This window comes from Mesorhizobium sp. CA6 (assembly GCF_020165035.1).
GTDB lineage: Bacteria > Pseudomonadota > Alphaproteobacteria > Rhizobiales > Rhizobiaceae > Mesorhizobium.
In genome coordinates, this window is sequence record NZ_JAIUHI010000005.1 from 124,696 (window position 1) to 151,356 (window position 26,661).

Consider the following 26,661-nt stretch of genomic DNA (forward strand, 5'->3'; position numbering starts at 1 on the left):
GCGGAAACGCCAACGCACCTTTCCTGGAATTGCCTTGGCATTCTAGCAGCTTGCGAGCGCGGCGGGAGAGCTGCGTTTCACACCGGCGCACGGGGCGGTTTAGCCACAGCTGTTATTTGGCCGCCGCCAAACATGTGCTAGGCTGAAAGCGATCCGGTGCGGTGGGCGTGAAAAGTTCCCGAACGTGATGCGGTTAACATAGCGGGGGCTTCAATCCATCATACTGGCGGCCGCGTCCAGGAGGGGCACGACCATGCCGAACGAACGCGCCACGGTTGTGCAGACGCCGGCTGGCGCCGACCTGACCTTCACCCATCTCATCGGCCGCGATGAGATCAGCCGCTGTTTTGCCTATACGGTCGGCTTCGTCTCGAAGAACCGCGACATCGACCCGTTGAAGATGCTGGGCGGCGTCGTTTCGGTCGAGGGCGAATCCGATCCGAAGCGCTGGTTCAGCGGCCTCGTGTCGGATTTCAAACTGACCCGCATCGAGGACCGGCTGGCCTTTTACGAGGCGACCGTCAGGCCATGGCCCTGGTTTCTCGGCAACACCACCGACTGCCGCATTTTCCAGAACATGACGGCGGTGGAGATCGTCGAGAAGATATTCTCGAAATACGGCATCGCCAAATTCGAGAAGCGGCTGCAGGGGTCCTATCCCCAGCGCGAATATTGCGTTCAGTACGACGAGAGCGATCTCGATTTCGTGCAGCGGCTGCTCGAGCACGAAGGCATCTTCTATTTCTTCGAGCATGACGAGGGCAAGCACACGCTCATCCTCTGCGATGCGATGAGCAAGCTGAAGCCGGCGCCCGGTTACGAGAAGGTGCTTTACAACTTCGAGGGCCAGGCCTCACGGCGCGATGTCGAATACATCACCGCATGGATCCCTGGCAGCGCGGTGCGCCCGGGCGCCTATGCCCATACGGATTACGACTTCGAGAAGCCCGGCGCCGATCTGATGGCGAAATCCGCCCAGCCTTTCGGCCACAAGGAGGCTTCGGGTGAGAATTATCGCCAGCCCGGCGCGCATCTGGATGTCGGGCGCGGCGACAAGATCGCCGGGATCCGCCGCGAGGAGCTTCAGGCAGTGCATCAGCACAGCACGGCGGTGGGTACCGTGCGCGGCCTTTTTTCCGGCTGCAAGTTCACGCTGGAAAGCTTTCCGCGCGACGACCAGAACCAGGACTATCTGGTGGTCAGCGCCGAATATCGCCTGTTCGACCCGGGCTACCGGACGCAGAACGAGGCCCACAGCGAGAATTTCAAGGTGGTGCTCGGCGTTGCGCCCACCAAACTGCCCTACCGGCCGGCGCGCATCACGCCGCGGCCGATCATGCGCGGCCCGCAGACGGCGACCGTCGTCGGCCCTTCGGGCGAGGAGATCTTCACCGACAAATATGCGCGGGTGAAAGTGCAGTTCCACTGGGACCGGCTCGGCAAGAAGGACCAGAACTCTTCCTGTTTCGTGCGCGTCTCGCAGACCTGGGCCGGCAGCAACTGGGGCTTCATCCAGATCCCGCGCATCGGCCAGGAGGTCATCGTCGATTTCATCGAGGGCGATCCGGACCTGCCGATCATCACCGGCCGCGTCTACAACGCCTCGCAGATGCCGCCCTATGGATTGCCGGGCAACGCCACGCAATCCGGCTGGAAGTCGAATTCCTCGAAAGGCGGAGGCGGCTACAACGAGCTGATGTTCGAGGACAAGGCGGGCTCCGAGCTGGTCAACTTCCAGGCCCAGAAGGACCACCATCTGCTGATCAAGCACGACCGCAACAAGACGGTCCAGCACGACCAGTCCGACCGCATCGACCATGACGCCAAGCACTCCGTCGGCCACAACCTCGACGAGGACGTCGGCAACAACAAGACGGTCAAGATCGGCGTCGACCAGACGACCAACATCGGCAGCAACGACACTGAGACGGTGGGCAAGAACAGGTCGCTGACGGTGATGGCCAACGAGACCATCCACGTCGTGGCGAACTCGACCGAGAACATCGACGCCAACCATTCGCAGACAGTGGGGCTGAACCAAACGGTCACAGTGGGTGTCGCGCGCGTGGATACGGTGGGGGCCGCCGAGGCGAGGACCGTAGGTGCGTCTCAGACCAATACGATCGGGGCGTCAAGGAGCGTGACGGTGGGAACTGGGCAGAGCCACAGTATCGGGGCAGGTGACAGTTGGAACATCGGGGCCGATCAGGGGGTGCAGATCGGTGGCGCCCAGACAGTGAAGATCGCGAAGGACCAGAGTGGCGATATCGGCGGCGCTCGCTCGACCAAGGTCGCCAAGGATGATGCGACAGATGTCGGCGGTGCGAGTTCCGTAAAGGTTGCCAAGAGCAGTTCCCTAGAGGTTGGCGACGATGGATTGATCAACGTCGGAAAGGAACTCATCATCGAGGCCGGCAATTCGATTATCATAAAGACCGGCTCGGCGGCGATCGCCATGAAGAAGGATGGCACGATCACGATCGAAGGCAAAGACATCACGATCAAGGGATCGGGCAAGATCAACGTCAAGGCATCGAGCGACATCACCATGAAGGGCTCCAAGATCAATCAGAACTGAGGTACGCAATGTCAGAGGTGATGAGCCGCATTGATGGAGTGGTGATCGGGCTGTTCCTTGGCTTTGACGACGCTCGCCCCTTGGTAGTGTTTCCTGGCAATCCTAAGGAAGCGGCTTTGCCTGCTCGCAGCCTGGCGGAATTGTCATCCGGCATGATCGGGTCGGAGATAGCTCTGCTGTTCGAGAATGGCGATCCGTTGAAACCGCTTATCGTGGGACGAATTGTCGACCCTGCCAGGAAGACAGCCGAAGGTAATCAAACCGATCATCATGTCGTTCGCGACGGCGAGACTGTGAAGATTAGTGCTGGCGAGCGGCTGGAACTGAGATGCGGCAAGTCGGTCATTATCATGGAAAAGGACGGCCACCTAACGATTCGGGGTACGTACCTGGTCAGCCATGCGAGTGCCACCAACCGTATCCGGGGCGGGTCGGTGAATCTGAATTGATGGCAAAACCGCCGGTCCTTGAAAATATCGTGCGCCAGCATGCAGAGATGGCCGCCTTTCTGTGGGCTGTCTATGACTGGCATCTGCTCAATCCGGATCAAAACCCGGATATGGACGAGGTTCGAATGGGTCGTCTTGTCGAGCGTCTGGATGCACACCTCGACGGCTTGCGCATTGCTGGTGAAATCGGCAGGCGAATCGCCGAGGAACGCCTCCGAGAATTTCCAGAGGCAGGGGAACTGTTCGTCGTCCGGATGCTATCGACAGAAAAACTCATTCGGATCGCGGAACTGGACCTTAACAGAGTGCGAACCTATCTGGCGCAGAACATGCCAAAGTAAGTGATTTCATCGGGCCGTTACGTGATGAACGACGTGTCGAAGGGGTCGGCTCGGTAACCGTTGCGGTAGGAGATCTCGATGCCGCGCCAACTAGCGCCGTCAAACTGGAATATGTATTCGCCGCAAACGGCGGTTAGCCATTCACCATTGTTGAGACGATAGGTGTAGCCAAGATTTGCCACTTGCTCGGAAGTGCTGTCGACAAAGCGGTGAATCCCGAAGTCGGAATCCGCGAAATAGATGCTTCCCTTGAAGGCGCAGATCGACAAGATATCGCCCTCGATCTCGGTATCGAAAAGAGTGAACTCGCTGCCGGTCAGGGAGCCCGCAACGCCTCTGTCTCCCGCTACGAGGACACGCTCGTTTTCGACGAGAAGGCACCGGAAATCTGTACCGACCCCGACATCGACGACGTCCCAATTTCTCCCATTCGCCTTGATGAGAAGCCCATTGCCGCCGGCCGCATAGAGCCTGTCGGGCGAAATCCCATGCATGGCAAAAAGCCGGTCCGGACTGCTGAATGAATCCAGTGTCCACTGGGATACCCCATCAAACCGAAAAATCTGCCCTTCATCACCAAAAACGAAGTCCGTCGTGCCTCCCAGCGAATATGCATCCAGCAGGAACTTTGACTTTAGAATGTAGGTCTCCCAATCCGCCGCCCGGCGCAGCCTTACGATGCCCCCGGTCTCAAGCAGAATGTCGACCATTCTTTCCCGGGAATGGAAGGCCATGGAGAATTCATCGAATACGCGCTCGACCTCCACGGTAAGGGACGCCATGGATATTTTGAGAATGGCGAGTTCACCGACTTCCTCGTGCACGTCCGACAATTGGCAGGCGACCCGGAGATAATCTCGCCCTTGCTCGTAAGCATTTAGAGCATTTATTGACTGCATATCCGGTGGCAGGTCGGTAACTCGTCTATGCGCACGATCTTTTGCCATCATCTCGCCCACAATCTTTCCGGATCAGAATTCACTTCCCAAGCAATTGGCTGTTGAGCTGCCTTCGCCGCCGAATTTTTCTTGTCCTTGGATTTTACTGCGCGATCAAGATATTCCATAAATGCCGCTCTTAGGCACTCCTGAATATCGTTCTGAGCTTTTGGCTTTGGCTTGGCATTCTTGGCTCTTGGGTCATTGTCGACCACCGCCTTCGTGCATTCATCGATCATTTCACTGAGCGTTGGAGTGGTGGTACGCTTTCTGATCGCGTCGTTGCATTGTTTTGTTTTTAGGTTATGTGGAGAGCCGGCCTTGCTGCCGCCTCCCTTCCGACGGAATCCGCCGTTTGGTCCCTTGGCGTACGATTCCATACAGATGCAGGGCGCGTCATTGACGTTGTAGTTCTCAAATTGCGTCGCCGTCTGTTCCCCACGTTCCCACTGCAGATACTCGTTTTGGACGAAATGTTCAGACTCGTAGCCGTGTGGACAATCCTCATCGCCATGACGATGCAACTCGAAATCTGCGAGAATCGTTTCGCAATCCAACATGTTCGGTGAGAATTTGCAGATCTCGGGCCATGGCGGCGTGTTCGGGCCGGGGCTGGCATGATTGTGCGTAGCAATATCCGAAAAACGGATCACCGGCTCGCCTTCGAATTTCACATCCGGCGACCACATGTTGAAATATTTCTTGCCGGTGTTCTGCGAGGTGATAATGCCCTTTTTGGGGGCGCAACCCGCTTCCGTCCCGGAGGTCCGTTTCTCATCTGACTTGTTCTTGATGTTGACTTCCTCGCCGGCGATCTTGACGGTGCCGGTGCCATTCTCGGTGTCGGACGCCATGCCGAACGACGGGTAGGGGATCGGCACCCCGGGCGGTGTGGCCGGCGTTTGCGGCGGGGTGAAGCACACGTCCGGAAAGGCCGCAATTGTTTGGGCGTTTACCGCCTTCCCGGAAATCTCCAGATAGTTGGCGAAGACGTTGGACATTATGCGGCCCTCGCGGCGACGAGTGCCGCGCCGCACGATCCGTCGTCGCCGGAGGCCTCGATCAAAACCGGATTACCGGCGGCGTAGCCTTTCCGAGCTGCAGTGAATGCCATGCCGATCATGATTGGTACGACGGCCGCGCCGACATTGCCAAGCGACTCTGCCGGGCTCCACAGATCCTGAAAACCGGTGGAATTGCGCTCAAGCCGCAAACTGGCCAACGCCGTCTGCTTGAACCAGTGCTTCTCCCCGATCAGGTCGGATATTCGATAGCCGACCCGATTCATCTCGATGCCGCATTCGTCCAGCGCGCCTCGGTAGGCCGAGGTCATGCCATCGCCCCGGAGTGGCAAATCGCGCGGATTGTAGATGGACGCCAACTCGCGAGCGAGTCCCAGACCGAACAGCGAAAAATTGTTGTTGGCAGCGCTCGTGCATAACACTGCAGCGGCTGCTTCTCCCGGAATAAACCCGTTGGCGTTGGTGGCCGTCAGTAGCCGGTCATGGGTCAGATAGTGATTGACCGTCAAGGTCGAGAGGTAGCTGTCGACGCCGGCGATCATGACGCTTGAGGCCGTACCCGATGCGATCAGCTTACGTGCATGATCTAATGCCACATGCCCCGAGGGTCGCCCATGCGCAACAATGCGTGAAGCTTCATGCAGCTCAGACTCCAAAACCTGACTAATCGTTCGCATCAGCCGTGAGCCGTCTAGTATCGGTACGCCGGCTCGGCCTTCCTCCGCGATGCACAGCAGTAAAGGGGTTTGACTTCTTACTTTCTCGAATCCTTCGAAAGCCTCATTGATCGCGCCCGCGGCCAGGTGCACCAGACGCTTCTCGCCGATCCAGTTCCGCGGCAATTGCACAGGGGCACCGACGAGCCATTCGCCCTTGGGACCAAGAAAACGCGTCTCTTGAAACCCATCCACCCGCGCCCGCATCGCCGCGCAGCTCGACGGAGCGTCAAGACCGACCGCTGTCACCATGCCGATTGAGACGATGTTCAGGCCGGCGCTCATGCGGCTTCGTCTTCCTCAAAACGGAGTGGGATTGGAAAACCGCGGATATAGCGCTTGCCGGTGGCGCGGGCGCGCAGCATCCCGCGTGTCGGCGGACCGATCCAGCATTCCGAAAAATCGAGGATTGTGCGCTGGAGGCGCTGCTGCACCCGCCAGACCAATGAGAACCGCCGCTTCTCCGGATCGAATAGCATCGTGTCTGGGAGAAGTTCACCCTCGAACACTTTTCCACGACCTTTGAACAGCGTCAGCGGCAGTGCCGTGTTGGGCAGCCGGAAGCTCACGCGCCCCTCAGGCGTCAGATTGACTAACACCACGTCCTCGCCGCCACGCGGGTGATCGATCTGCTGGTCGGGTGGCGCCATCTGGAAATAGCGCTCATCGAAATCCTCGGGCAGAAAAGGGAAGACATTGTCGATCCAGTTCTGGTCATAGGTGCCGCCATATTCGATGCGGCCAGGCCAGCCGCGGCCCATCGGCCCAAAGCTCATCGGCTTGTAGTCGCCGAAGGGCGAGCGGATTTCCTCGTTGACAGCTTGCGTGTTCGGTAGCCGCAGGCCTGGGATGAGACGCTGGTTCTTCGTTCGCGACCAGCCGGTGCCGACCGGGTTGTATTTGTAGCTGGCGGGCAGTTCGTCCTCCGGATCCAGGCGATCGATGCCGCCCCAGGCGACATCGTAAGAGATCGGCAGTTTCAAAAAGGGCTGCGGTGCTGTCGCGCTGAACACTGGCCCGATGGAGCGCCATTCGCGGTGGCCGACGACCTCGAAGAGCTTCGACCAGTTGCCGACTTTTATGCCGACCGGCACGCGCTCGGCCGGGCGGCCTCCCGGCGCATAGGCACAGCCATTGGCGATGACATCGCAGCGCGCCTTGCGGAAGGCGAAATCCGTCTCCCACAGCGTCGCCGAATAGCCCGGCGCGCCGGTGTGCGTGTCGGCCATCACCAGCGGCACCTGTTCTGCCGATTTCCGCACCAGCCCGCCGGGCGTCGTCGGAAAATCGAAAGTGCCCTTCACCACCACGACCAGCCACTCATGGCCGGCCTTGTCCATGCCCATGGTGAACTGGTGCGGATAGCCCATCTGGTTCCAGATCTGCATCAGCTGGTCTCCCAACTAGCCGCGAAAATCTGCTCCAGCACCGGCTGCGGCGCCTGCGGATCGACGTCGAAAATATCCGTATGCGCCGTCCATGCCACGAGGCCGTCGATGACATCGCCCTCACCCTCGACGGGCGGAATGGGCAGGTCCGCAAGCGCCGCGTCGAGTTCGTCGGGCGTCAGCTCGCCCCGTTGCGCGGCGAGGGCGGCATTCTCGATGCCGTCAAACCACCTATCCGCATAAGCCAGCTTCAGCGGCGCCTCCGAAATCCGGGCGACGACGCTGAGCGGGAACCGCCGGCCGACCCGGTCGGCGCTCTGCAGCACGATGCCCGCCGAGGCACCGAAGGAACCCGGGCCGGCCAGAAAACGCAGCGCCGTGTTCTGCGGCCAGGCTTCGAGCCCGAACAGCGGCACGATGTGCTGTGCCAGCCAGCGGTCCCACACGCGCACGAAATCGCCCGGCAGCCGGCGCGTCACGAAATCGCCGGCGGCGGGCATCTTGCCGTAGAAGCCGGGCAGGATCAGATCTGCGGCGGACATGTGAACTTCTTGAACATTTCTAGCGTGTAGGGGTTCTCGACGCTGGCCGCCTTGAGCTCGAAATCGGCCCACATCCCCTTGGTGCCGAGCCGCAGGCTATAGACGTCGGTGAGCTTGGTCGCGTTGAAGCGGCCGCCCCGCAGCATCCTCAGCCATGCCCAGCTGCCGGTTTCGTTGAGCATCACCTCGGGCGAGCCGTCGACCGGCTGGAAGGCGAGCGAGATCACGCCGGTGCCGTCCTTGCCCGGCCACGTCATCGGCTGCGGCCTGGTTGCGTTGTTGTAATAGACGAGGTTCTGGCCATCGAGGTTGAGCGTCACCCGCGCCACGTTGGGCGACAGATCCTTGGGTTCCAGCGTGAAATTCATCACCGGTCCGGTGCCGCCGGGGAACAGATCGTCGCGAATGTGGCGCGCCTGCTCGAACGCCGCCAGCGCCGCCGGGTTGAGGCCGAAATCGGCGCGCCATTTCCATGGCTCGCTGGCGGTGTCGACATAGTTGATCAGATGGTCATTGGTGAAGGCGTCGATCAGCCCGGTCGGGCCGAACAGGCGCTGGAAGTCGCGCACATTGACGTCGACCGCGCTGTCGGGGCTGAACGGATAGCGGTTGTTGAGCGCCGCCTGGCAGAAGGGCAGGATGTCGGCGCGCCAAATGGCGTTGAGCTCATTGGTGACGGCCTTCTGCGACAGGCCGCTGGTGTCGCCGGCAATTCCGCCCAGCCAGTCGTTGATCGGCGAAGGAAGGATCTGCGCCTGCCTTGCGACCGCGCCCGTCAGTTCGGCCAGCCCGCCCTGTTTCTTGATGGCATCTTGCGGATCGGGGTTGGCGGTCACCGTCTGCAGCACGTTGGACAGCGCCGTCAGCGCCACGACGGCGGCGTCGAGCGCAGGCGGCTGGCCGTCGACCTGGGCGATCGTGCCCTTGAGCGGCTTGAAATGCTCGGCCACCAGGCTGCCGGTCATATCGACCTGATCGGCCGAGCCCGCGCGGGGCAGCAATTTCGCTCCCGTTTTCACCACCTTGCCCAATTTGCCGAGCTTGCTGAGCAGCTTCGAACCGGTCTTGGCGGCGCCGCTCTTGTCGTCGGCCGGCGCCTCGTCGGAACGGGTCAGGTCGGTCTCCTGCACCACCGCGGTGAGCAGGCGCTTCAGCGCGGAGTCGGCGCTGGAAAGATCCTTGAGGTTCTCGCTGGCGACGTTGAGGTCGGTCAGCGGCGCCAGCCGCATGTCACGCAGAAAACTGTCCCACTGCGCGATATAGTCGTCGTAATAGAGCTTCAGAATGTCTTCGGACAGCGCCGAGACCGACGTCTCCGAATTCTCCGAGCAGCCGCCGGCAAACACCGCGCGGTCGAGCGCCGCCTGTCCGGCGACATCCTCGACCCGGTCGAGGATCGCGTCGTGGAAGCCGGCATAGGTATACGGACCCGGCACACCGACGCGCAGCGTCTTGTCGGAGCGGCGCGCGAACACCTTGGCGCCGTTCGGTCCGGCGAAATTGGCCGGCACCCATTCCTTGACCGCCGCCACTTCCGGGTCGGCCAGGAGCTGCTTATAGGCGCGCTCCGGCAGCGAGATCGTGCACACCGTCTTCAGCGCCTCGGCGACCAGTTCCTTGTCCGGCGCGATGTAGCTGTCGTCGACGGCCATGCGGCGGATCGCGGCAAGCTGGTGCTCTTCGGCGTCCGCGGTCGGGAAGGGTGCGGCCGGCGCGAATTGCGGCAGGCTGTTCACCCACCAGTTCTGCACGAAATCGGTGTCCATCTGCGACAGGCCGGTCATCATCCGGTAGGTCTTCAGCGCGCCGAGCATGAAATCCGGATCGCGGATCTGCCGCCACATCGTCGCCTCCAGCAGCGCGACCATGTGCGGCTCCAGCACGTTGCGCAGCGCATGGTCGTAGGTATCGGTCTGCGCGCGCACCAGCTCGGCCGAGGCGGTCGGGCCGAGCAGATTGTGGACGGCATCCGGCGGTGCCGTGCGGGCCGTGGCCACCGCGTCCATCGCCGCCAGCGCGCCGTCCATGGTCGGCTGCTCGACCGCGGCCGGCATTGCCGCGACGTCCGTGAGCGGCGCCTGCAGCGCCTCGAATTGGCCGGCCTGTTCGGCGATCGCATTGCGGTTGTCGAGATAGGACCAGGTGAACAGTCCGCCGGCGAGCAGGGCGGCGAGCGCACAGGCGGCGGCGGCTCCGCGCCAGATCCAGGCGCGGCGGCGCTGCGCCAGCGGATCGAATGTGCCGAGGCCGGCTTCCTTGAAGATCACTTCGGTGAGCAGATTCCTGAGGAAGAAGCTGCGTTTCTCGACGCGCGCCGCCGGCATGGCGCGGCGCGGCGGCAGCCCGAAGGATGAGGACAGCGCCGCCGTCAGCCGGTCGATCGGCGCGCCTTCCTGCGTCGCGGACGTCAGATAGAGGCCGCGCAGCCAGGCGGCTCCCTCATAGCGGCTCTCGCCGAACACCGCCTCGACCAGCACCTGGATCGGCTCCGACAGGCTGGCAAGCTGCGCCGGGAAACGGAAGATCTCGGCGCGCTGGCCAAGCTTGTCCTCGTCCTCCAGCCGCGGCACCAGCCGCCGCTCCAGTTCGGCGGCAAGCCTGGCGAGTTCCGTCTGGATCGTGCCGGCACTGACACGGGCATCGAGCGGGAAAGTGGTTCCCCACACCTGCTCGCGCGCCGTGGTCGACAAGCCGCCGAAGAACGCTTCGAACCCTTTGATCAGATCGGCCTTGGTCAGCATCAGGTAGACAGGCAGGCGGATCTCCAGCCGGTCGTTCAGCTCCGCCAGCCGGCGGCGGATCTTTCTGCCATGCGCCTTGATCGCGTCGTCGCCCTCCGACAGCGTGTCGATCGATAGCGCGACGATCACCCCGTTGAGCGCGCGGCGGCCCCGATGCTTCTTCAGGAGGTCGAGGAAGCCCAGCCACTCCGCCGCGTCGACATCCGGCTGGCTTTCCTGCTGAACGTAGCGGCCCGCCGTGTCGATCAACACCGCGTTCTCGGAGAAGAACCAGTCGCAATTGCGCGTGCCGCCGACGCCCTGCAGGTCGTCCGTGAGGTCGATCGGGAAATTGAGGCCGGACTGGCGCAGCGCCGTGGTCTTGCCGGTGGCCGGCGGACCGACGATCACATACCAGGGCATCTCGCGCAGGAATTTTCTGCCACCGAGCTTACGGCGCTTCAGTTCCGCCATCACCTCGCCGAACTTGGCGCCGACGGCCGCAACGCTTTCCTCGCCGGGCGTGAGCTGCTTTTCGGCGACCGGCGTCGCGATCTCGGCGACGAACATGCGGTTGGCGCGGATTGCGCGGCGCTGCGCGATGATCAGCCAGATCAGCCACAGGATGATCAGCCCGGCGATGATGGCGATGCGCACATTGTCGGATTCGAACGGCGCGTAAGGGCCGACCTGCACGATCGGGCCGAACACCCAGATCAGCAGCGAAAGCAGCGCGATGCCGATCAGCGTCCAGAGAAAACGCGAGGTGATGACGGCCCAGAGGAAGCGCAGGATGAACATCTCAGAGTCTCTTCTCGACCAGAACCTCGACGCGCCGGTTGAGCGCGCGGCCCTCGCGCGTCGAGTTGTCGGCCACCGGATCGGTTTCGGCGCGCCCCTCGGAAGAGATGCTCTCCTGCGGCACGCCGGCTTGCACCAGAAGCTTGGCTATGGTTTCGGCGCGCGCTTCCGACAGACGCTGGTTGCTGGCCAGCGGGTTGGACTTTTGCAGGCGCACATTGTCGGTATGGCCGACCACGGTGATTTTTCCGATCAGCTCCTTATTGTCCAGGATCACCTTGGCGATCGCTGCGATCAGCGGTTCGTATCCTTCCGTCAGCGTCGGCCGGGAGGACTGGAACAGCTCGGGATTGGAGGACTGGATGACCAGCTTGGCCAGCGAGACGCTCTCGGTGCCGCTCAGCGCCCCCTTGAGGTTGTCCGGCGCTTCGGCCTTGAATTCCGGCAGCAGCGCGAAATCGACCGGTTGCGGCTCGGGCGCGGGTGCATCCTGCTTGGGCGCGGCGCGGGTGATGTCGCCGCGCGAGGCCGGCGGCAGCGTGCGCACCAGCGCGGAGAGCTCGACCGCCTGGCTGCTCAGGCCCATCGACAGGCCGATATAGGCGGCCGCGGCGACGACGATCGCGGCAAGCGCCATCACCCAGATCGGCACGATGAAGCGCTGCGGCTCGTCGGAGGCGATCACGCCTTTCCAGTTCGGCGACAGCGGTGCGTCCTCGGCGTCCGCATTGCGCAGGAAGCGCGCCGCCGCCACCCGCACGGCATTGAGCGAACGGTCGCCGGCGCGGCCGGGCACGCGGTACTTGCCGCGGAAGCCGAGCGCCAGGCAGTAATATTGCAGCTCCAGCATCTCACGGTCGCGGTTGGGATGCCGCTCCAGCTCGTCGAGGCGGGTGAAGAACTGGGTGCCGGCGTCGACATCGCCGCGCAGCATGACCACCAGCGGCTGGCGCGGCCAGGCGCTGGCGCCGCCCCACGGCGTGTTGAGCGCCAGATCGTCGAGCAGCGCCGCCATCGCCCATGCCGCCTGGTCGGCGCGCTCCAGCGACGAGCCCGCGGCAACAGCGGCATCGCGCGCCCGCACCAGCTCGTCGAGCAGGCGCGTACGCATGACTTCCGGGTTCTCTGGCGCCAGCGCGCTTTCGAGCTCCGGCGCGAATTCGAGCAGCGGCGCGAAGATGTTGATCAGCGTATTGGGATGGGCACGCGCCCGTTTGACCGGCGCGCCCGGTGCTAGCGGCGCCATCGGCCGGGGCGCGGCTCCGGTCAGGCGGATGCGGGTTCGCTCGCGATCCTCCGACAGTCCGAAAGGATCATCCCGGCTCATGGCCTCACCTGTTCACCGAATAGCAGTCGACCTGCGGCTCGCTCGGCAGCACACCGGAAACGCCGATGACGAAGCCGGGCGCGTCGAGCAGCGAAGCCCAATGCTCGCTCTTCTGGTCGAGCTCCAGGCACAGCCGGTCGCCGTCATAAGGGATCTCGCGCGGCTGCGAGTGGAGCGGTTTCAGCGGAATGCCCGGCAGGCGCGACTTCCACAATCCTTCGAACTGGTCGGCGGAGCCGACCGTCGCCTGGTTGACGAAGATCTTGCGCAGCGCGTCTTCCGAAAGCTCGGAGCCGACGCGGATGACGATGCGGCTGGCGACCAAAAGCTTCGGATTGTCGATGCGCACCTTCCACACATTGGTCGCGTGCCGCATGACCGGCAGCGCGCGCGACTTCGGCTCGATATAGCGCAGGCTGAGGATGAGCGAACGCAAGGCGTCGGCCAGCGCCATATAGGCGGGGCCGGGCGCCATGTGGTCGTAGGCCGGCAATTCGCCAAGCCGCCGCGAGCTGGAGCCGTAGGTGGCCATCTCGCCGGCGAGGCCGGCAAGCTCAAGATAGAGCTCGGCCGGATGGAAGACATCCTGCGCCAGCATATGCGCAAGGCGCGGCCGCGCGGCATTGGCGAGATGCAGCATCAAAAGGTCTTCGACGCTGCGGCCGGCGCCGCCCATCACCATCTTGCCATGCGACTCGGCGATCTGGTCAAGGCCGGTGACGACCTCCTGCAGCAATTGCCGGTACCAGTGGACGGCGCCGGTGATCAGCGTCGGCGGCAGGAAGGCCTGGTCGAGCGAGACGCCGCCATCGGCGCGCACGCCTTTGATGTCGGCGACCGGCAGCGCCGTATAGCCGCCGACCGATTTGCCGGGCGCCAGCAGCACCGCTTGCGGCCGCGCGATCTCGATCTCTTCCGGATCGGCGCCGCCCTGCACCGCATCGCGCACCGCAACGATCTTGCCGTGGTAGCGCGCGCCCGTCGACGCGGAATGCGCCGGATCGAAGCCGACGCCGCCGGGCGGCTCGAGCGGCAACGCCACCAGCACCGGCCCGGCGCCGGTGTCGGCCGTGACCGGCAGCGGCTTCGGCGCGTCCATCAGTTCCGGGATGGAGAAGGGCGTACCGTCCGGGAAGATGCCCCGGGCGGACACGATCGACACCTGGCCGGCGTCGAGCAGCGATTGGTCGAGCGTCAGCTGCTGGAAGCCGAACGTATGGAGCTGGCCGGCCTGCAAGGCGCCGCGCACCATCCCCTCGAAGAACCGGTCCTGCTGCTGGAAGTGCTGGGTCCTCAAGAAGAGTCCCTCGGACCACAGCACCCTGTTTGCGTCGCTCATGCCACTGCTCTCTGCACTGCCTAGTCGTCAGTCTGCTAGGCGGAAATGCCGCCCTTGCCGAGGCTGACGTTGATGGTGAATTTCGACCCCGGCGATACCGACTTGGTCGTGCGCCAATTGCGTCCGCCGGGTTCGCGGATCAGCGCGACGAAGCCGAGCGCCGTCGCGTTCGGTTCGACCGTGATGGTCTTGGCCGCCGTCTTGCCCGGAGCGACCGAGATCGCGTCCGATCCGATGAGATCGGCGCCGAGCGCCGAGCCGGCATCGCCCTGCAGCGCGAAATAATCGGCCGAGTTGAACTTGCCTGTGCTGGCAAGCCGCATCACCAGCACGGTCACCGGCCTGTCGCCGCCGCCCGGTCCCGGATTCATGCCGGCGCCACCGGTCACGTTGACCGAGATGACCGATGGTTTCGGCGGGCCGCTCTGGCAAGCCGCAAGCAGCCCCGTCGCGCCGATGGCGACGATGAATTCACGTCTGTCGATCATGTCCCTACTCCTCTTCATATGCGTCCCTGAAATCTGCGCCGATCTCGCCCAGGAAGCTCGATTCCGCGCTCTGGGCGATGTCGCGATGGCGTTTCTGGTAAAGCTCCCACAGCTTGGCATTGCGCCCGCCGGCAAGCAGATTGCCGATCGCGGAATTGGACTTGAGCTCTTCCTCGATCGCGGCCGGATCGAAGCGGTCGATCATGCGCCGCAGCGCCGCCTGCACACCGCGCCAGGCGCGCACGTGGTGCTGCGCGAGGTCCTTCACCGCGTCGCCGATCGCCGCCTCGCCGGGGAGAAAGCCGGGACTGCGTTCCGCGATGATGGTGACGATGACATCCTCGACCGTCGGCAGGAATTTGAGCGGGTTGACCTCCGAGGCGCCGACCATGGTCTGGGCGACGCGCGCGCTGCCCTTCTCCTCGGCGCGCTTGCGCAGGAGCTGCATCAGCCCATCGAGCATCAGCCTGTATTCGCGCCCGAACTTCTCCATTTCGGCGATCGCGTCGCGTCCGGGGAAATCGGCCTCCTCGACGCCCATGCCGCGCAGGAACGCCGCGCGCAACGCCATGTCGCTGGGCGCCGGTTGCATCGGACGTGACGGTTTGGGAGCGGGACGCGGCGGCGCAGCGGGTTCGGCCCGCACCGGCATCTCCCATGGGCGGGCGGCCTGTGGCTTCTCGGCGGGCCGCTCGACGCGGCCAGATGGATCGGCACTGTTGCCGGAAGCGGGCGTCGCGGCCGGCCCGAAGCTGAAATCGTCGAAGCCGGACGGTTTCGCCGCGGGTTCGGGCGTGTCGCTGCGCAACGGCATGTCGCCGAAGCCGAACGGATCCGACCGGCCGACGGCGGGCTCGTTGTTCGAGGCCGGCGTCGCCACCGGATCGAGGCTGAACGGATCGTCGAAGGCGGGCGAGCTGCGCTGATTGGAAGCGCGATCGTAAGCCCCCGGCACAGGCTGCTCGAACGGATCCGGCAGCCCGGCCGGGCGCGGCCGCAGCGGCTCTTCCTCGACCTTGGCCGAGAAAAAGTCGTCGCCGCCGATGCTGGCTGGCGTCCGCGATTGCGGCGACCATGCCGGCTCGGCGTTGGCGATCCGCGCCTGGCTGATCGAGGTGTGGCCGGCGCTGGGCTGCACCTCGACATGGAGCACATAGTCGCCCATGCGCAGCCGCATGCCGCTTTGCAGGCGCGTCGACCTGCCGGTGCCGAGCGGGCTGTCGGAATCGTCGATAAACAATCCGCTGCTCGACGTGTCGGTGACGTAATAGCCGTCGCGGCCGCCGCTGATCTTGCAGTGCGCGCGTGAGACGAACATGTCCGGATCGTCGATCTGCCAGCCGGCATCGGCGCTGCGGCCGATCACCAGCTCGCCCTCGTCCAGCCGGGCCTGTCTGACCACCTGCGAGCGCGGGCCTTGTTCCAGGGTCAGCAGGAGGCTCATCAGGCTGCCTCCGCCATGTCCGGTCGCCAACCGACGATGGTGCGCAGCCTGAGATCGTCGGCGTCGCCCTTTTCGACAGGGCGCGAAAGCCAGGAGGTACGGCCGAGCTGGATGGTTCCCATCTTCGGCGAAGGCACGGCGTCGCGCGCGAGCACGATGCGCAGATCGACGTCGAGCGCTTCGCCGATCATGTCGCGCACCGCCTTCTTGAGCAGGGCAAGGCGCCGTTCTCCGGGCAGGAACGATTTGAAGTCGTCGAGGCTCAGCGGGCCGACGCGCAATTCGATCCGGCTCTGCCGGCTGAAGACGCGCGGGCCGATCGTTGCCCCGCCGCCGAGCGCCGCATAGGCCTTGCCGACGCGGCTCTGCAGCGCCGTGGGAATGGTGATCCAGGCGGCGACGAATTCCTTGATTTCAACCGGCACCTTGAAGGCCGTGGCGAGAAAAAGCGTCAGCCGCTCCGCGCCGTCGACCTGGTTGGCCAGCGACCCGGCCTGGCGCAGCCGCACCGCATCGAGTTCGGAATCCTGCGTGCCGGGAAGGCCGATGCCGGCCATGGCCTCCAGCATGGCGCGGACGCGCCCGCCGACCGAACGTTCGACCTGCACCGCCGGATGCGCATCGGCCCATGCGCGGTAGTAGAGCGCGATCATGCGATGCTGCAGGATGTTGACGAAGTCGACGAAGGTCGTGTCGCTGGTCTGCTCGGCGTCGGCGCCGCTGAACCAGCGCTGCGACAGCCGGTCGAGCACCCAGCGCGTCAGATGCAGCGGCATCGGCCCTTCCGGCCCGAGCAGGCCGAGATTGGCGATCGTCACCCGCGCCGGAGCCTTGTCCCTGGCGTCCTGGAATTTGACTACGTCCCTTGCAGAGAAGCTCAGGCGCACATGTTGGCCGAGCCTTGCCGGCTCGCGGTCGGCGGTTCCGGAATGCCCGAACAGTCCGCGCCGCTGCTCCAGGCGGCGCAGCAGCTCGAAGAAATCGAAGCTCTCCGACAGCGTCTCGGCCTCGGCTGAGGCCGGCTGCGCTAGATCAGGTAGCGATTGCCGGGCGTCATCGGCCATGGCACATCCTCCTGCTTCTGCAGCAGCCGCGTACGCGTCCGCACGAAACCGTTTATCCCGGCATGACGGGCGAACAGCCGCGCAAGCAGGGCCGAAAGCAGCAGCGTGCTTTGCCCCGCCAGCACCGACTGGTCGACATGTAGCGTGACTTCGGTGCCGCGTCCGAAACACATCGGTCCGTCGATCTTGAGCCGCTCGATCACCGGGCGCGAGTCGATGCGGGTGATAGAATGCACGTTGCGGGCAAGGCTAGGATCGCCGCGATCGGCATAGAGGTCGAGCAAGGCATGCAGCGGATCGACGCCGCGGCCTTCTTTGGCGAGGCTCAGGAAATTGAGCGAGAGCTGCGCCACCAGCCGCCAGGCGAGATTGTCGGCGCGGGATTCGCCTTCGGCGCCGGCCGGCAGCGCCGCCGGGATCGCCGGCTGCGGCGGCCGCAGCGCGCCGAGCAGGCGTACCGCTTCCACCGGGTCGGCGGTCTCCAGCGTCAGCGACGGCGTATCGTCCAGGATCGGCAGGTCGCGGTTGGTGCAGAGCGCCATCACGTCGAGCCGCTTGAGCGGCCGGTTCGGCTGGCTGCCGGCCGGACGCGAGACCGCGATAAAGACATCGTCGCCGGTGTAGGAGGTGCGGGTCAGGCCGTCGCGCCGTTCATCCTCCGTGGCCCGCCGCGGGCGCCGCTCGGCCGAATAGACCCAGCCGCTGCCGCGGTTCTGCCCCAGGCTGAACAGTTCAGGGATTGTCGCCTCGCTGCCTTCGGCGTCCGCATCTTCCACCCGAGTGACCCGGAAGATCTCGAAATCGCGCGCCCGGGTGCGGTCGGCGTGCAGCACCTGGCGCGTCCGGCGCGAGTCGATCTCGATGACGTTGCACTCGCGTTCGAAGAGATTGATGATCGGCGTCGCGAACAGCTCGAAATCGGCCACCGTCACATCGGCGAGTTCCGGCACCGGACGTCGGAACAGGAAGATGATCTCCATTCCCCCATCGCATTTGCGCACCACCGGCTGCAGGCCGGCGACGCGCACATAGTGGAAGCGTTCGGGGATCATGAAATATTCGCGCAGCAGCCGGTATCCCTCAAAGGTCGGCCGCGTGCGCGGCATCAGCGCTTCATCGTCGTGGATCCCGACCATTTCTGGCTCGGGCAGCGCGGTGAGCGGATTGGTCTTGCCTTCCACCCGCCCGCCGACGGCCGAACAGGCGCCGAAGATCGCGTCGAATATGAGCGGCGCCTTGGCGCGCCCGGCGAAATAGAGATCGAGGCGGTCGAGCGACAATTCGCTGAGCTTGCCCTTTCCGGTCCGGGTAAGCGCTATGCGGAACGCCGCTTCGCCGCGAACGCCGCCGACAGGCGCGATGCCGGCGGCGGCGAGTGCGCTGCGGTCCTGGAAATAGCTGACCGAATTGATCGCGATCGGCCAAAGCGTCACCTCTTGCGCGGTGGTGAAGGTTGAGCGCGTCGAGAGCCCAGGATGCAGGCCGGAAACCAGCCGCGTGCCGCGCGCCACGGCATGGCCGGCGATCATCGATTGCACCTGCTGTCCAGGTTTCAGCACAGCCATCGCCGTCGCCGGCGCCGGCGTCACAAGGTCGGGATAGAGCACGTCGAGCACGGCGCGCGAAAAGCGCGAGCGCTCCGCGTCAACCTTCAGCCGCGTGCGCGCGGCAAGAAAGGCCACGCCGTCGAGCAGCCGTTCGACATAGGGATCGGGGCACGGGACGGTGTCGAGGGAAAGGTTGCGGGCCACCGCCGGATGCATGTCGGCGAATTCCGCGGCCAGCGCGCGGATATGGGTCAGTTCCTCTTCGTAATACTCCACGAAGACCCGATCCATCTCAGGTCTCCCGGAATTCGGTTCGCGCCAGGCCGTTGTCGAGATTGATCGTGGTGCGCAGCCGCATGCGTTCCGGCGTCGGCGTCATGATCAGCACGGCGTCGATCTCGATCTTGAGACCGACGGTCTTGTCGCCGAGCGTGACGTTGACGGTCGTGGCGCTTTCCTTGAGACGCGGCTCGAAAGTGGCGAGCACCGCGCGGATCTCGCGCGCTAAAGTATCGCGGTCGAAATCCCGCGACGAGCGGCCTGAAAAGGACGGCACGCCGTAATTGACGACGCTGCGCCGCACCTCCGGAAAATCGGCAAGCGGCGGCAATTCGTCCAAGGGCTGTTCATGCTCGGCGTCGGAAAGCATCGGCACGGACTCGAAACGCTCTGTGTTGAACAGGGCCTCGATATCGCGCCGGACCGCTTCCCTGAGCACGCGCGCCGACACCACCACGCCGCGACTTTCGATCTCGGTGCGATGCTCGGTCTGGAAGACCAGCCTGTGCAGTCGCCGTTTCTGCTCGGGCGTCAATTCCGCATCGGCATCGATGACGCGGGCGCTGCCGGCAAGAAGGGCCTCGACGCGCTCGGCGCCGAGTTCTTCATCCAGCAGGCGGCGCAGCCCATCGATCTCCGACGTCAGCCCGGGCAAATCGTTGACGAGGCGGTCCCAGAGGGAGGGCTGGACCGCCTCGCGTTTTGCCCGCGAGCTGCCGGCGAGCTGCGCTTTCGAGCCAGGCCGCTTGGCCTCACTTGCCGACATAGACGTCCATTTCGATCTCGTCGTCCTTGTCGTAGACGAACTTGATCTTCTTGTAGGCGAAGCTGACTTCTTCCTCGATCAGGTCTGGCTCGTCGTGCGCCTGCCGCATGTCATATTCCATGATCGAGGCGTCGGTGAGCGTCACCACCAGATAGTCGCTGGTCTCGCCGTCGATGGTGCGGCGTGCCGAGAACACCACCTCGTCGAGCGCCTTGTTCTCGAACAGTGCCTTCTTCAGATAGGGCGACGACTTGTCGTAGTGCTTGATGAATTTGATCATACCCATCGACACGCGGCCGCGCCGCGAGAGCGAATTCGGGTCGTAGGGCGCGATCATCTTATAGTCGACGCCATGGATCTCGATTTCGTCTTCATGGCCGTCGCGCTTGCTCGGGCCTTTGATGTCCGGGACTTTCAGGAAGCCGTCGATCTTCGTCGAAGGCGCATCGGTTCTCTCTGGCATTGTCTTTCTCCACCGCTACAAACAAGATGACTTTGCTTAACGATTTCAGCCCTTCACCGACGGCAGTTCCGATACCAGCCGGAGCGAGGCGTTGATGCCTTCCAGCTGGTAGTGCGGACGCAGGTAGAAACGGGCATTGTAGTAACCGGGCCGGCCCTCGACGCTGTCAACCTGGACCTCGGCCGCAGCGAGCGGGCGCTTGGCGCGCGCCTTGTCATCGGCAAAGGCTGGATTGGCCAGCACATACCGGTTGATCCATTCGGTCAACCAGATCTCCATGTCGGTGCGTTCCTTGAACGAGCCGATCTTGTCGCGCGCAATCGCCTTGAGGTAGTGCGCGAAGCGCGAGACCGGGAAGAGGTAGGGCAGGTTGGCGGAGAGCCTCTCGTTCGCCTGGGCGTCGGGATCGACCAGACGTCCGGCGCGCGTCTCGTCGTCCTGCAGCGAATGCGCGCCGATGAAGGCCGCCAGGTCGGTATTCTTGCGGTGCAGGATCGGCATCAGGCCGAGTTTCGCCAGTTCCGCCTCGCGCCGGTCGTCGATGGCAACCTCGGTCGGGCATTTCATCGCGATCGACCCGTCGTCGGTCGGAAAGGCGTGCACCGGCAGGTTGAGCACCGTGCCGCCGTTTTCGACGCCGCGGATCTGCGTGCCCCAGCCATAGAGCTTGTGGCTGCGGTTGATATTGACTCCCATCGGGAAGGCGGCGTTCATCCAGACATATTTGTTGTGGTCGCCGCCCACTTCCTCCTCGAAGGTGAAGCCCTTCACCGGAACGGTTTCCGAGCCGTAGGGCAAGCGCGCCAGCACGCGCGGCATGGTGAGCCCGATATAGCGGGCGTCCTCGCTTTCGCGCAGCGACTGCCACGAGGCATAGGCCGGGTTGTTCACGATCATCTGCAGGTCCTGCGGGTTCGGCAGTTCCTGCCAGCTGTCCATGCGGAACAGCCGCGGCGAGGCGGCGGCGATAAACGGCGTGTGCGCCGAGGCGCAGACGCCGGAAATGTTGCGCAGCAGGCCGACGTCGCGCGGATGGTTGGAGAACTCGTAGGCGCCGATGATGCAGCCGATCGGCTCGCCGCCCAGCATCGAATATTCGTCCGTGTAGACCTTCTTGAAGATCGGGCTCTGGTCCCACATCTGGCCTTCATAATCCTCGAGCGTGTCGGCCAGCTGCTCCTTGGAGATGTTCATCACCCGGATCTTCAGCTTGGTATCCGTCTCGGTGTTGTTGATCAGGTACCAGAGGCCGCGCCACGTGCCTTCCATTTCGCGCACTTCCGGCGCATGCAGGATCTCGTTGACCTGCGTCGTCAGCATCTTGTCGATGCCGGCGATCAGCGACTTGATCGACTTGATCGCATTGGAAGAGATGGTTGTGGTCTCGGAGCGCGACTGTGCGGCCAAAGCCAGGTTGCGCACCAGTTGCTGCAGCTTCTCGCTGTCGTCCTTCTTGACCTTGAAATCCTTTTCAAGGAGTCCGCTGAATTCGCCGAGATCGATGGCTTCCGCCTCGGCGGTGGCGGCTGCGGTCTTTTGCTGTTCGGCCATGACTTACTCCTCGCCCTTGCCGTCATCCATCGCCTGGCTGGCGATCTTGCTCAGCAGCGGCTCGTTGTTCAAAAGCTGCGCGATGCGCTTTTCCGCGTCGACGCGGCCGTCCATGAAGCCCAGCAGCTCCTCGAGCTGACGGCGCATCTTCAGGATTTCGGCCAGTTGCGGGACCTGCTCGGCGATCTTGTCCGGCGCGAAGTCGCCCATCTTGGAGAAGGTGAGATCGACCATGAGCTCTTCCTCACGCTCCTGGCCCTCGGCCTGCGGCAGCGTGTTCTTCACCCGCGCCTTCACGCGTGGCCCCATCGCTTCCATGAACTTGGGGAAGCGGTTGGCGTCGGTTTCGACGAAGTTGCGGTCAAGCACCGACTTCGACGCTTCCTTGGTCTGCGACGCGCCGGCAAGATCGGCCATCACGGCCATGACGAACGGCAGTTCGATCGTCGTAGGGCTGCCGTAGGTTTCGACGTCGTAGGCGATCTGCACGCGCGGCGCGCGGTTTCTTTCGATGACCTTCGCTTTGCTCTCTGCTGGCATGCTTTTCTACCTTTCATCCTTCTGGGCCGGCTTCTTGGGATCGGGAACGCCGGCAAGCAGCCGGAACTCCTTCAGCCCCGACGGGGCGAGATCTTCCATCAGTTCCACGAAATCCATGTGCACCATCCGGCGCACGCGCCGCGCGAGATGCGGAATGGGGCTGGACGGTTCGGTGCGGTCGTAGAAGGCGACCACGAGGTCGAGGCATTTGACGACCTCGTCGCGCGAGTTGATGCGGTCCGGCAGACCGGTGCTCGCTTCCACGGCGCTTGCCACACTTGCCATCGTCTCGGCTCCATGACCGTTGCGGGCGGGCATTGCTGGTTCCGTCGCCGCCTGCGGAGCGGCCTTCGCGGCACCATTCGCCGTGGCGCCGGCACCGGAATTCCGCTCCAGCGTCGTCAGCAAACGCTGCAGGAACTTCTTCAATTCCGGGACAGTGGCGCCATGGCCGTCGATGCGGGCATTGAGCGCGGCATCCACCGCCTCGAGGGCGGCGATCGCGGCCCGCGCGTCGGCGAGCAGCGACGTCATCACATCCGCTGCTTGATCGATTTGCGCCGCGCATCCGGTCCGCACGCGGTTCAACAGCTGATTATGGGCGCTCGTCAGCGCCGCCTTTTCGGCGGTCCCAAGGCCAGAGGCTGCTTCCTGGAGCATGACGCGTTCGTCGAGCGCAGCCTGTTCGAGGTCCCGGCCGCTGATCGGTCCGATCGCGCGCGGGGAGAAGAAGACCATCTGCCTGAGGTTCGCCAGCAAGCCTTCCTGGCCGTTCTGCAGATCGAGCAGCGCGTTGATGCGCCGCAAGGCAGCATCGCGCGGCGCGCCTGTCCGCAGCAAGGGGTGCATGGTGTCCCAATACTGCTCAAAGGTTCGCGCAATCAGCGTCAGGCCCTGGGCGAGGCCGGCCAGCCCTTCCTCGTTGGCCAAGGCCCGCGTGACGATAACCAGTAGGCGCAGGTCCCGGCCGCGGGCGCGCAACTCTTCGGCCTTTTCGAGCACCGCCGCCCAGTCGACAGGACTGGGTTGCGAAGTGGGCTTGCTGTTACCGTCATGGACAACTTTGAGCTGAGGCTCGGCCAGGCGCTCCAACTCATGAAAGGCCGGGTCGTTGCGCAAGTCCTCTCCCGACGGATTCTCACCGTTCAGAGGATTCAGCCAGAGTGCGAGATCAATCACACCAACCCCCAGCCAGCGGCCCTGAGACCCCTATGTAACGTAACGTTATCACCGGCTTCGCGCGACGACAATTGAGCACCTGCGCAAAAACTAACGGAAGCTAAACGCGACCGTTCTCTTCGGCGAAACCCATTGCGCGATTGCCGGACCCGGTATGTGAAATGGCTCGCATAGCCCGGGCAGCAATCGTGTTTGTTGGCCACGAGTTTGCAAGGCTTGTGTATCCGGGCGGTGCCGCCCGGATAGATTCAAAAACCTTACCCGCCATGCGGCTTTGTCAAGCAGCCGCTTATATGGCAGGGTACGGTCGGCAGGTTGCGGGAGCAGGTTCGATGGAACAGCGCCGGTCATCGCAGAGCTTCAAGCGTAAGGAACTGGTTGCCAAGCTGAACGCCACCGGGGTGCGCGCCTTCAAGGCCGCGGCCGACACGGCCAAGCTGCGCGGCAATCCTTATGTCGAGCTTGTCCATTTCATCCAGCAGTTGGTGCTGTCAGAACGCTCGGATGTGCAGATGATCATCGCCGACGCCGGACTAGATGCCAGCCGGCTGACGGCCGACATGACCCGAGCCATCGATAAGCTGCCCTACGGCGCCACCTCGGTGGAGGAATTCTCCGACCACATCTTCCACGCCATCCAGGAAGGATGGAACCTTGCGACGCTGGAGTTCGGCGTCGAGGAAGTGCGCAGCGCCCATATCCTGCTTGCCTGCCTGAAGACGCCGGTGCTGGAAGGCCTGGTCTCCAAGATCAGCGCCGAATTCGACAAGATCGACGCCGATGGGGTCATCTCCCGCTTCGCCGATGTCACCGAAGGCTCGCTCGAGGCCGGCTCACCGCCCGCCGAGCACGCTGCCGAGACGCCGATGAAGCGCGGTCCGGGCGGGGATTCGGCGCTGGCGAAATACGCCACCGACCTCACACAGCGCGCCCGCGACGGCAAGATCGACCCTGTCGTCGGCCGCGACCCGGAAATAAGGCAGATCGTCGATATCCTCATGCGCCGTCGGCAAAACAACCCGATCCTGACTGGCGAGGCCGGCGTCGGCAAGACCGCGGTGGTCGAGGGTTTTGCGCTCCGCATCGCCCAAGGCGACGTGCCGCCGACGCTGCAGAATGTCAGCGTGCGCATGCTCGATGTCGGGCTGATGCAGGCCGGCGCCAGCGTCAAGGGCGAGTTCGAGAAGCGGCTGAAGGCGGTCATCGACGAAGTCCAGGCCTCAGAGGTGCCGATCATCCTGTTCATCGACGAGGCGCATACGCTGATCGGCGCCGGCGGCGCGGCCGGGACCGGCGATGCCGCCAATCTCCTGAAACCGGCATTGGCGCGCGGCGAGCTTCGCACCATCGCGGCCACGACCTGGGCTGAGTACAAGCAGCATATCGAGAAGGACCCGGCGCTCACCCGCCGTTTCCAGGTGGTCAAGATCGATGAGCCCTCGGAAGCGGTGGCCGTGCTGATGTTGCGCGGCGTTGCCGGCGTGCTGGAGCAGCACCACAAGGTGCAGATCCTGGACGAGGCGATCGAGGCCGCGGTCTCGCTCTCGCACCGCTACATCCCGGCCAGGCAATTGCCGGACAAGGCGGTCAGCCTGCTCGACACCGCCTGCGCCCGCGTCGCGGTCTCGCAGCATGCGACGCCGGCCGAGGTCGAGGACATCCTCCGCCGCCGCCAGGCACTCGAGGTCGAGAGCGGCATCATTGGCCGCGAAGCCGCAATCGGCATCGACGTCGCCGACCGGCAGGCCCGTGTCGACGCCGGACTGGCGGAAACCGAGACTGCTTTGGCCGCGGCCCAGGCGCGCTGGGACCGGGAAAAGGCCTTGGTGGCCGAAATACTCGACCTGCGCGCAAAATTGCGCGGCGAGGGCGTGCCGCTCGATGCGGCGGACGATGAGGTCACTGCGGAGGCCGAGAGCGCGGAGGGCGCGGCAAAGGCGCCTGAGCAAACGGCGCCCGAGAGCAAGATCGGCGAGAGCAAGACTGGCGACGGCAAGCCTGCCGAGACCAGGAATGCCGAGGCCACGAACGCCAAGGCTGCGAAGGCCGAAGCGGTGTCCGCCGAGCCGGCAGACGAAGCCGCTGCCAATCTGGCGCGATTGCGCGAGCTGATGGCCGATCTTGCCGCGGCGCAAGGCGAGACACCGCTCATCCTGCCCTCGGTCGACCGCAATGCGGTCGCCGCCGTGGTGCAGGATTGGACCGGCATCCCGACCGGACGCATGCTGTCCAGCCAGACCGAAAAGGCGCTCAGGCTCACCGCGACCCTGTCCGAGCGCGTCGTCGGCCAGGATCACGCGATGGAGATGATCGCCAGGCGCGTGCAGACCAGCCGCGCCGGCCTCGGCGCGCCGGAAAAGCCGGTCGGCGTGTTCCTGCTTTGCGGCCCCTCCGGCGTCGGCAAGACCGAGACCGCGCTGGCGCTTGCCGAGACGCTCTATAGCGGCGAACAGAACCTGATCTCGATCAACATGTCGGAGTTCCAGGAAGCGCATACGGTCTCGACGCTCAAGGGCGCGCCGCCCGGCTATGTCGGCTACGGCAAGGGCGGCATCCTGACCGAGGCGGTGCGCAGGAAACCCTATTCGGTGATCCTGCTCGACGAGGTCGAGAAGGCGCATCCCGACGTGCACGAGATCTTCTTCCAGGTCTTCGACAAGGGCATGATGGACGACAGCGAAGGTCGTCGCATCGACTTCAAGAACACGCTGATCCTGCTCACCTCGAATGTCGGATCCGACGTCATCATGGATCGCACGAAGAACGGCACGGTGCGGACCGGCATCGACGATCTCGATACCGCGCTGCGCGCCCCGCTGCTGAAGGTCTTCCCGGCCGCCTTCCTCGGCCGCGTCGTCACGATACCCTATTACCCGTTGTCGGATTCCATGATCGAGGCGATCGCCCGTCACCAGTTCGGCAAGATCGCCAAGCGCCTCAAGGATACCAACGACGCCGAGCTGGTGATCGGCGACGGCGTCATGGACCTGGTCAAGGCGCGCTGCACGGAGATCGAATCCGGCGGCCGCATGATCGACGCCATCCTCACCAACACGCTGCTGCCGGAACTCAGCCGCGGCGTCCTCAACCGCTCGCTCGAGGGCAAGAAGATGGCGAAAGTCATCGTCGGCGCGTCGCCGGAAGGATTTACCTACGCGTTCGAATAGGTCTTCATGGCG

At 64.1% G+C, this 26,661-nt stretch carries 21 protein-coding genes; 4 read left to right on the forward strand and 17 right to left on the reverse strand.

Annotation, left to right across the window (positions count from 1 at the left end; translation table 11 throughout):
- Nucleotides 1–253: 253 nt before the first annotated feature.
- The 3 genes from tssI to LB526_RS09385 are packed head-to-tail and all read left to right on the forward strand — an operon-like array spanning nucleotide 254 to nucleotide 3,368.
- Nucleotides 254–2,578: a type VI secretion system tip protein TssI/VgrG gene (tssI, locus tag LB526_RS09375; RefSeq protein ID WP_224627392.1), complete on the forward strand. Its 2,325-nt coding sequence runs from the start codon at nucleotides 254–256 to the stop codon at nucleotides 2,576–2,578.
- 8 nt (nucleotides 2,579–2,586) lie between these two features.
- On the forward strand, nucleotides 2,587–3,027 hold the full coding sequence (locus LB526_RS09380; protein WP_095765825.1) for a D-lyxose/D-mannose family sugar isomerase: 441 nt from the start codon (nucleotides 2,587–2,589) through the stop codon (nucleotides 3,025–3,027).
- Nucleotides 3,027–3,368 carry a hypothetical protein gene (locus LB526_RS09385; protein WP_224523548.1) on the forward strand — a complete coding sequence of 114 codons (342 nt, stop codon included), beginning with the start codon at nucleotides 3,027–3,029 and terminating at the stop codon, nucleotides 3,366–3,368. The genes LB526_RS09380 and LB526_RS09385 overlap by 1 nt, the downstream gene beginning before the upstream one ends.
- A gap of 17 nt (nucleotides 3,369–3,385) precedes the next feature.
- Here the strand turns inward: LB526_RS09385 and LB526_RS09390 are convergent, their stop codons facing one another.
- The 17 genes from LB526_RS09390 to tssA are packed head-to-tail and all read right to left on the reverse strand — an operon-like array spanning nucleotide 3,386 to nucleotide 23,482.
- Complete coding sequence (locus LB526_RS09390; protein WP_224523550.1) at nucleotides 3,386–4,327, reverse strand: hypothetical protein; 942 nt, start codon at nucleotides 4,325–4,327, stop codon at nucleotides 3,386–3,388.
- Entirely contained in the window at nucleotides 4,315–5,307 is a 993-nt protein-coding gene (locus LB526_RS09395; protein WP_224523552.1) for a DUF4150 domain-containing protein, read from the reverse strand. Before LB526_RS09395 ends, LB526_RS09390 begins: the two co-directional genes overlap by 13 nt.
- Complete coding sequence (locus tag LB526_RS09400; RefSeq protein WP_224523554.1) at nucleotides 5,307–6,329, reverse strand: 3-oxoacyl-ACP synthase; 1,023 nt, start codon at nucleotides 6,327–6,329, stop codon at nucleotides 5,307–5,309. The genes LB526_RS09395 and LB526_RS09400 overlap by 1 nt, the downstream gene beginning before the upstream one ends.
- The gene (locus LB526_RS09405; protein WP_224627393.1) at nucleotides 6,326–7,432 is read right to left on the reverse strand and encodes a DUF2169 domain-containing protein; all 1,107 of its coding nucleotides are present in this window, start codon (nucleotides 7,430–7,432) and stop codon (nucleotides 6,326–6,328) included. Before LB526_RS09405 ends, LB526_RS09400 begins: the two co-directional genes overlap by 4 nt.
- The gene (gene tagF, locus LB526_RS09410) at nucleotides 7,432–7,974 is read right to left on the reverse strand and encodes a type VI secretion system-associated protein TagF (protein WP_181174845.1); all 543 of its coding nucleotides are present in this window, start codon (nucleotides 7,972–7,974) and stop codon (nucleotides 7,432–7,434) included. Before tagF ends, LB526_RS09405 begins: the two co-directional genes overlap by 1 nt.
- Complete coding sequence (gene tssM, locus LB526_RS09415) at nucleotides 7,956–11,495, reverse strand: type VI secretion system membrane subunit TssM (RefSeq protein WP_224627394.1); 3,540 nt, start codon at nucleotides 11,493–11,495, stop codon at nucleotides 7,956–7,958. The genes tagF and tssM overlap by 19 nt, the downstream gene beginning before the upstream one ends.
- A gap of 1 nt (nucleotide 11,496) precedes the next feature.
- Complete coding sequence (gene tssL / locus LB526_RS09420) at nucleotides 11,497–12,822, reverse strand: type VI secretion system protein TssL, long form (RefSeq protein WP_224627395.1); 1,326 nt, start codon at nucleotides 12,820–12,822, stop codon at nucleotides 11,497–11,499.
- A 4-nt stretch (nucleotides 12,823–12,826) separates the two neighbouring features.
- The gene (tssK, locus tag LB526_RS09425) at nucleotides 12,827–14,161 is read right to left on the reverse strand and encodes a type VI secretion system baseplate subunit TssK (protein ID WP_224627396.1); all 1,335 of its coding nucleotides are present in this window, start codon (nucleotides 14,159–14,161) and stop codon (nucleotides 12,827–12,829) included.
- Between the two features lie 35 nt (nucleotides 14,162–14,196).
- Nucleotides 14,197–14,649 carry a type VI secretion system lipoprotein TssJ gene (gene tssJ / locus LB526_RS09430; RefSeq protein WP_095765815.1) on the reverse strand — a complete coding sequence of 151 codons (453 nt, stop codon included), beginning with the start codon at nucleotides 14,647–14,649 and terminating at the stop codon, nucleotides 14,197–14,199.
- 4 nt (nucleotides 14,650–14,653) lie between these two features.
- The gene (gene tagH, locus LB526_RS09435) at nucleotides 14,654–16,093 is read right to left on the reverse strand and encodes a type VI secretion system-associated FHA domain protein TagH (RefSeq protein WP_224627397.1); all 1,440 of its coding nucleotides are present in this window, start codon (nucleotides 16,091–16,093) and stop codon (nucleotides 14,654–14,656) included.
- Nucleotides 16,093–17,157: a type VI secretion system baseplate subunit TssG gene (gene tssG / locus LB526_RS09440; protein ID WP_224627398.1), complete on the reverse strand. Its 1,065-nt coding sequence runs from the start codon at nucleotides 17,155–17,157 to the stop codon at nucleotides 16,093–16,095. The genes tagH and tssG overlap by 1 nt, the downstream gene beginning before the upstream one ends.
- The gene (gene tssF, locus LB526_RS09445; protein ID WP_224627399.1) at nucleotides 17,121–18,995 is read right to left on the reverse strand and encodes a type VI secretion system baseplate subunit TssF; all 1,875 of its coding nucleotides are present in this window, start codon (nucleotides 18,993–18,995) and stop codon (nucleotides 17,121–17,123) included. Before tssF ends, tssG begins: the two co-directional genes overlap by 37 nt.
- Before the next feature lies 1 nt (nucleotide 18,996).
- Nucleotides 18,997–19,749 carry a type VI secretion system baseplate subunit TssE gene (tssE, locus tag LB526_RS09450; RefSeq protein ID WP_224545033.1) on the reverse strand — a complete coding sequence of 251 codons (753 nt, stop codon included), beginning with the start codon at nucleotides 19,747–19,749 and terminating at the stop codon, nucleotides 18,997–18,999.
- Entirely contained in the window at nucleotides 19,736–20,212 is a 477-nt protein-coding gene (locus LB526_RS09455; RefSeq protein ID WP_095765810.1) for an Hcp family type VI secretion system effector, read from the reverse strand. Before LB526_RS09455 ends, tssE begins: the two co-directional genes overlap by 14 nt.
- 45 nt (nucleotides 20,213–20,257) lie before the next feature.
- Complete coding sequence (gene tssC, locus LB526_RS09460; RefSeq protein ID WP_042638543.1) at nucleotides 20,258–21,763, reverse strand: type VI secretion system contractile sheath large subunit; 1,506 nt, start codon at nucleotides 21,761–21,763, stop codon at nucleotides 20,258–20,260.
- Between the two features lie 3 nt (nucleotides 21,764–21,766).
- Nucleotides 21,767–22,303, reverse strand: a complete 537-nt coding sequence (gene tssB / locus LB526_RS09465; RefSeq protein WP_095765809.1) for a type VI secretion system contractile sheath small subunit — start codon at nucleotides 22,301–22,303, stop codon at nucleotides 21,767–21,769.
- Between the two features lie 6 nt (nucleotides 22,304–22,309).
- Nucleotides 22,310–23,482: a type VI secretion system protein TssA gene (gene tssA, locus LB526_RS09470; RefSeq protein ID WP_224627400.1), complete on the reverse strand. Its 1,173-nt coding sequence runs from the start codon at nucleotides 23,480–23,482 to the stop codon at nucleotides 22,310–22,312.
- 332 nt (nucleotides 23,483–23,814) lie between these two features.
- Between tssA and tssH the strand changes: the two genes are divergently transcribed.
- Nucleotides 23,815–26,649 carry a type VI secretion system ATPase TssH gene (gene tssH / locus LB526_RS09475; RefSeq protein ID WP_224627402.1) on the forward strand — a complete coding sequence of 945 codons (2,835 nt, stop codon included), beginning with the start codon at nucleotides 23,815–23,817 and terminating at the stop codon, nucleotides 26,647–26,649.
- The last annotated feature ends 12 nt before the right edge of the window (nucleotides 26,650–26,661 follow it).

Excerpts from the sequence above, each read along its gene's own strand:
- tssJ (WP_095765815.1), bottom strand. The coding sequence starts at position 14,649 with ATGATCGACAGACGTGAATTCATCGTCGCCATCGGCGCGACGGGGCTG.
- tssC (WP_042638543.1), bottom strand. The coding sequence starts at position 21,763 with ATGGCCGAACAGCAAAAGACCGCAGCCGCCACCGCCGAGGCGGAAGCC.
- tagF (WP_181174845.1), bottom strand. The coding sequence starts at position 7,974 with ATGTCCGCCGCAGATCTGATCCTGCCCGGCTTCTACGGCAAGATGCCC.
- tssE (WP_224545033.1), bottom strand. The coding sequence starts at position 19,749 with ATGTCGGCAAGTGAGGCCAAGCGGCCTGGCTCGAAAGCGCAGCTCGCC.
- LB526_RS09405 (WP_224627393.1), bottom strand. The coding sequence starts at position 7,432 with ATGCAGATCTGGAACCAGATGGGCTATCCGCACCAGTTCACCATGGGC.
- LB526_RS09400 (WP_224523554.1), bottom strand. The coding sequence starts at position 6,329 with ATGAGCGCCGGCCTGAACATCGTCTCAATCGGCATGGTGACAGCGGTC.
- LB526_RS09455 (WP_095765810.1), bottom strand. The coding sequence starts at position 20,212 with ATGCCAGAGAGAACCGATGCGCCTTCGACGAAGATCGACGGCTTCCTG.
- LB526_RS09385 (WP_224523548.1), top strand. The coding sequence starts at position 3,027 with ATGGCAAAACCGCCGGTCCTTGAAAATATCGTGCGCCAGCATGCAGAG.
- LB526_RS09395 (WP_224523552.1), bottom strand. The coding sequence starts at position 5,307 with ATGTCCAACGTCTTCGCCAACTATCTGGAGATTTCCGGGAAGGCGGTA.
- tssM (WP_224627394.1), bottom strand. The coding sequence starts at position 11,495 with ATGTTCATCCTGCGCTTCCTCTGGGCCGTCATCACCTCGCGTTTTCTC.
- tssB (WP_095765809.1), bottom strand. The coding sequence starts at position 22,303 with ATGCCAGCAGAGAGCAAAGCGAAGGTCATCGAAAGAAACCGCGCGCCG.
- tssI (WP_224627392.1), top strand. The coding sequence starts at position 254 with ATGCCGAACGAACGCGCCACGGTTGTGCAGACGCCGGCTGGCGCCGAC.
- LB526_RS09380 (WP_095765825.1), top strand. The coding sequence starts at position 2,587 with ATGTCAGAGGTGATGAGCCGCATTGATGGAGTGGTGATCGGGCTGTTC.
- tssL (WP_224627395.1), bottom strand. The coding sequence starts at position 12,822 with ATGAGCCGGGATGATCCTTTCGGACTGTCGGAGGATCGCGAGCGAACC.
- tssK (WP_224627396.1), bottom strand. The coding sequence starts at position 14,161 with ATGAGCGACGCAAACAGGGTGCTGTGGTCCGAGGGACTCTTCTTGAGG.
- tagH (WP_224627397.1), bottom strand. The coding sequence starts at position 16,093 with ATGAGCCTCCTGCTGACCCTGGAACAAGGCCCGCGCTCGCAGGTGGTC.
- tssG (WP_224627398.1), bottom strand. The coding sequence starts at position 17,157 with ATGGCCGATGACGCCCGGCAATCGCTACCTGATCTAGCGCAGCCGGCC.
- tssH (WP_224627402.1), top strand. The coding sequence starts at position 23,815 with ATGGAACAGCGCCGGTCATCGCAGAGCTTCAAGCGTAAGGAACTGGTT.
- tssF (WP_224627399.1), bottom strand. The coding sequence starts at position 18,995 with ATGGATCGGGTCTTCGTGGAGTATTACGAAGAGGAACTGACCCATATC.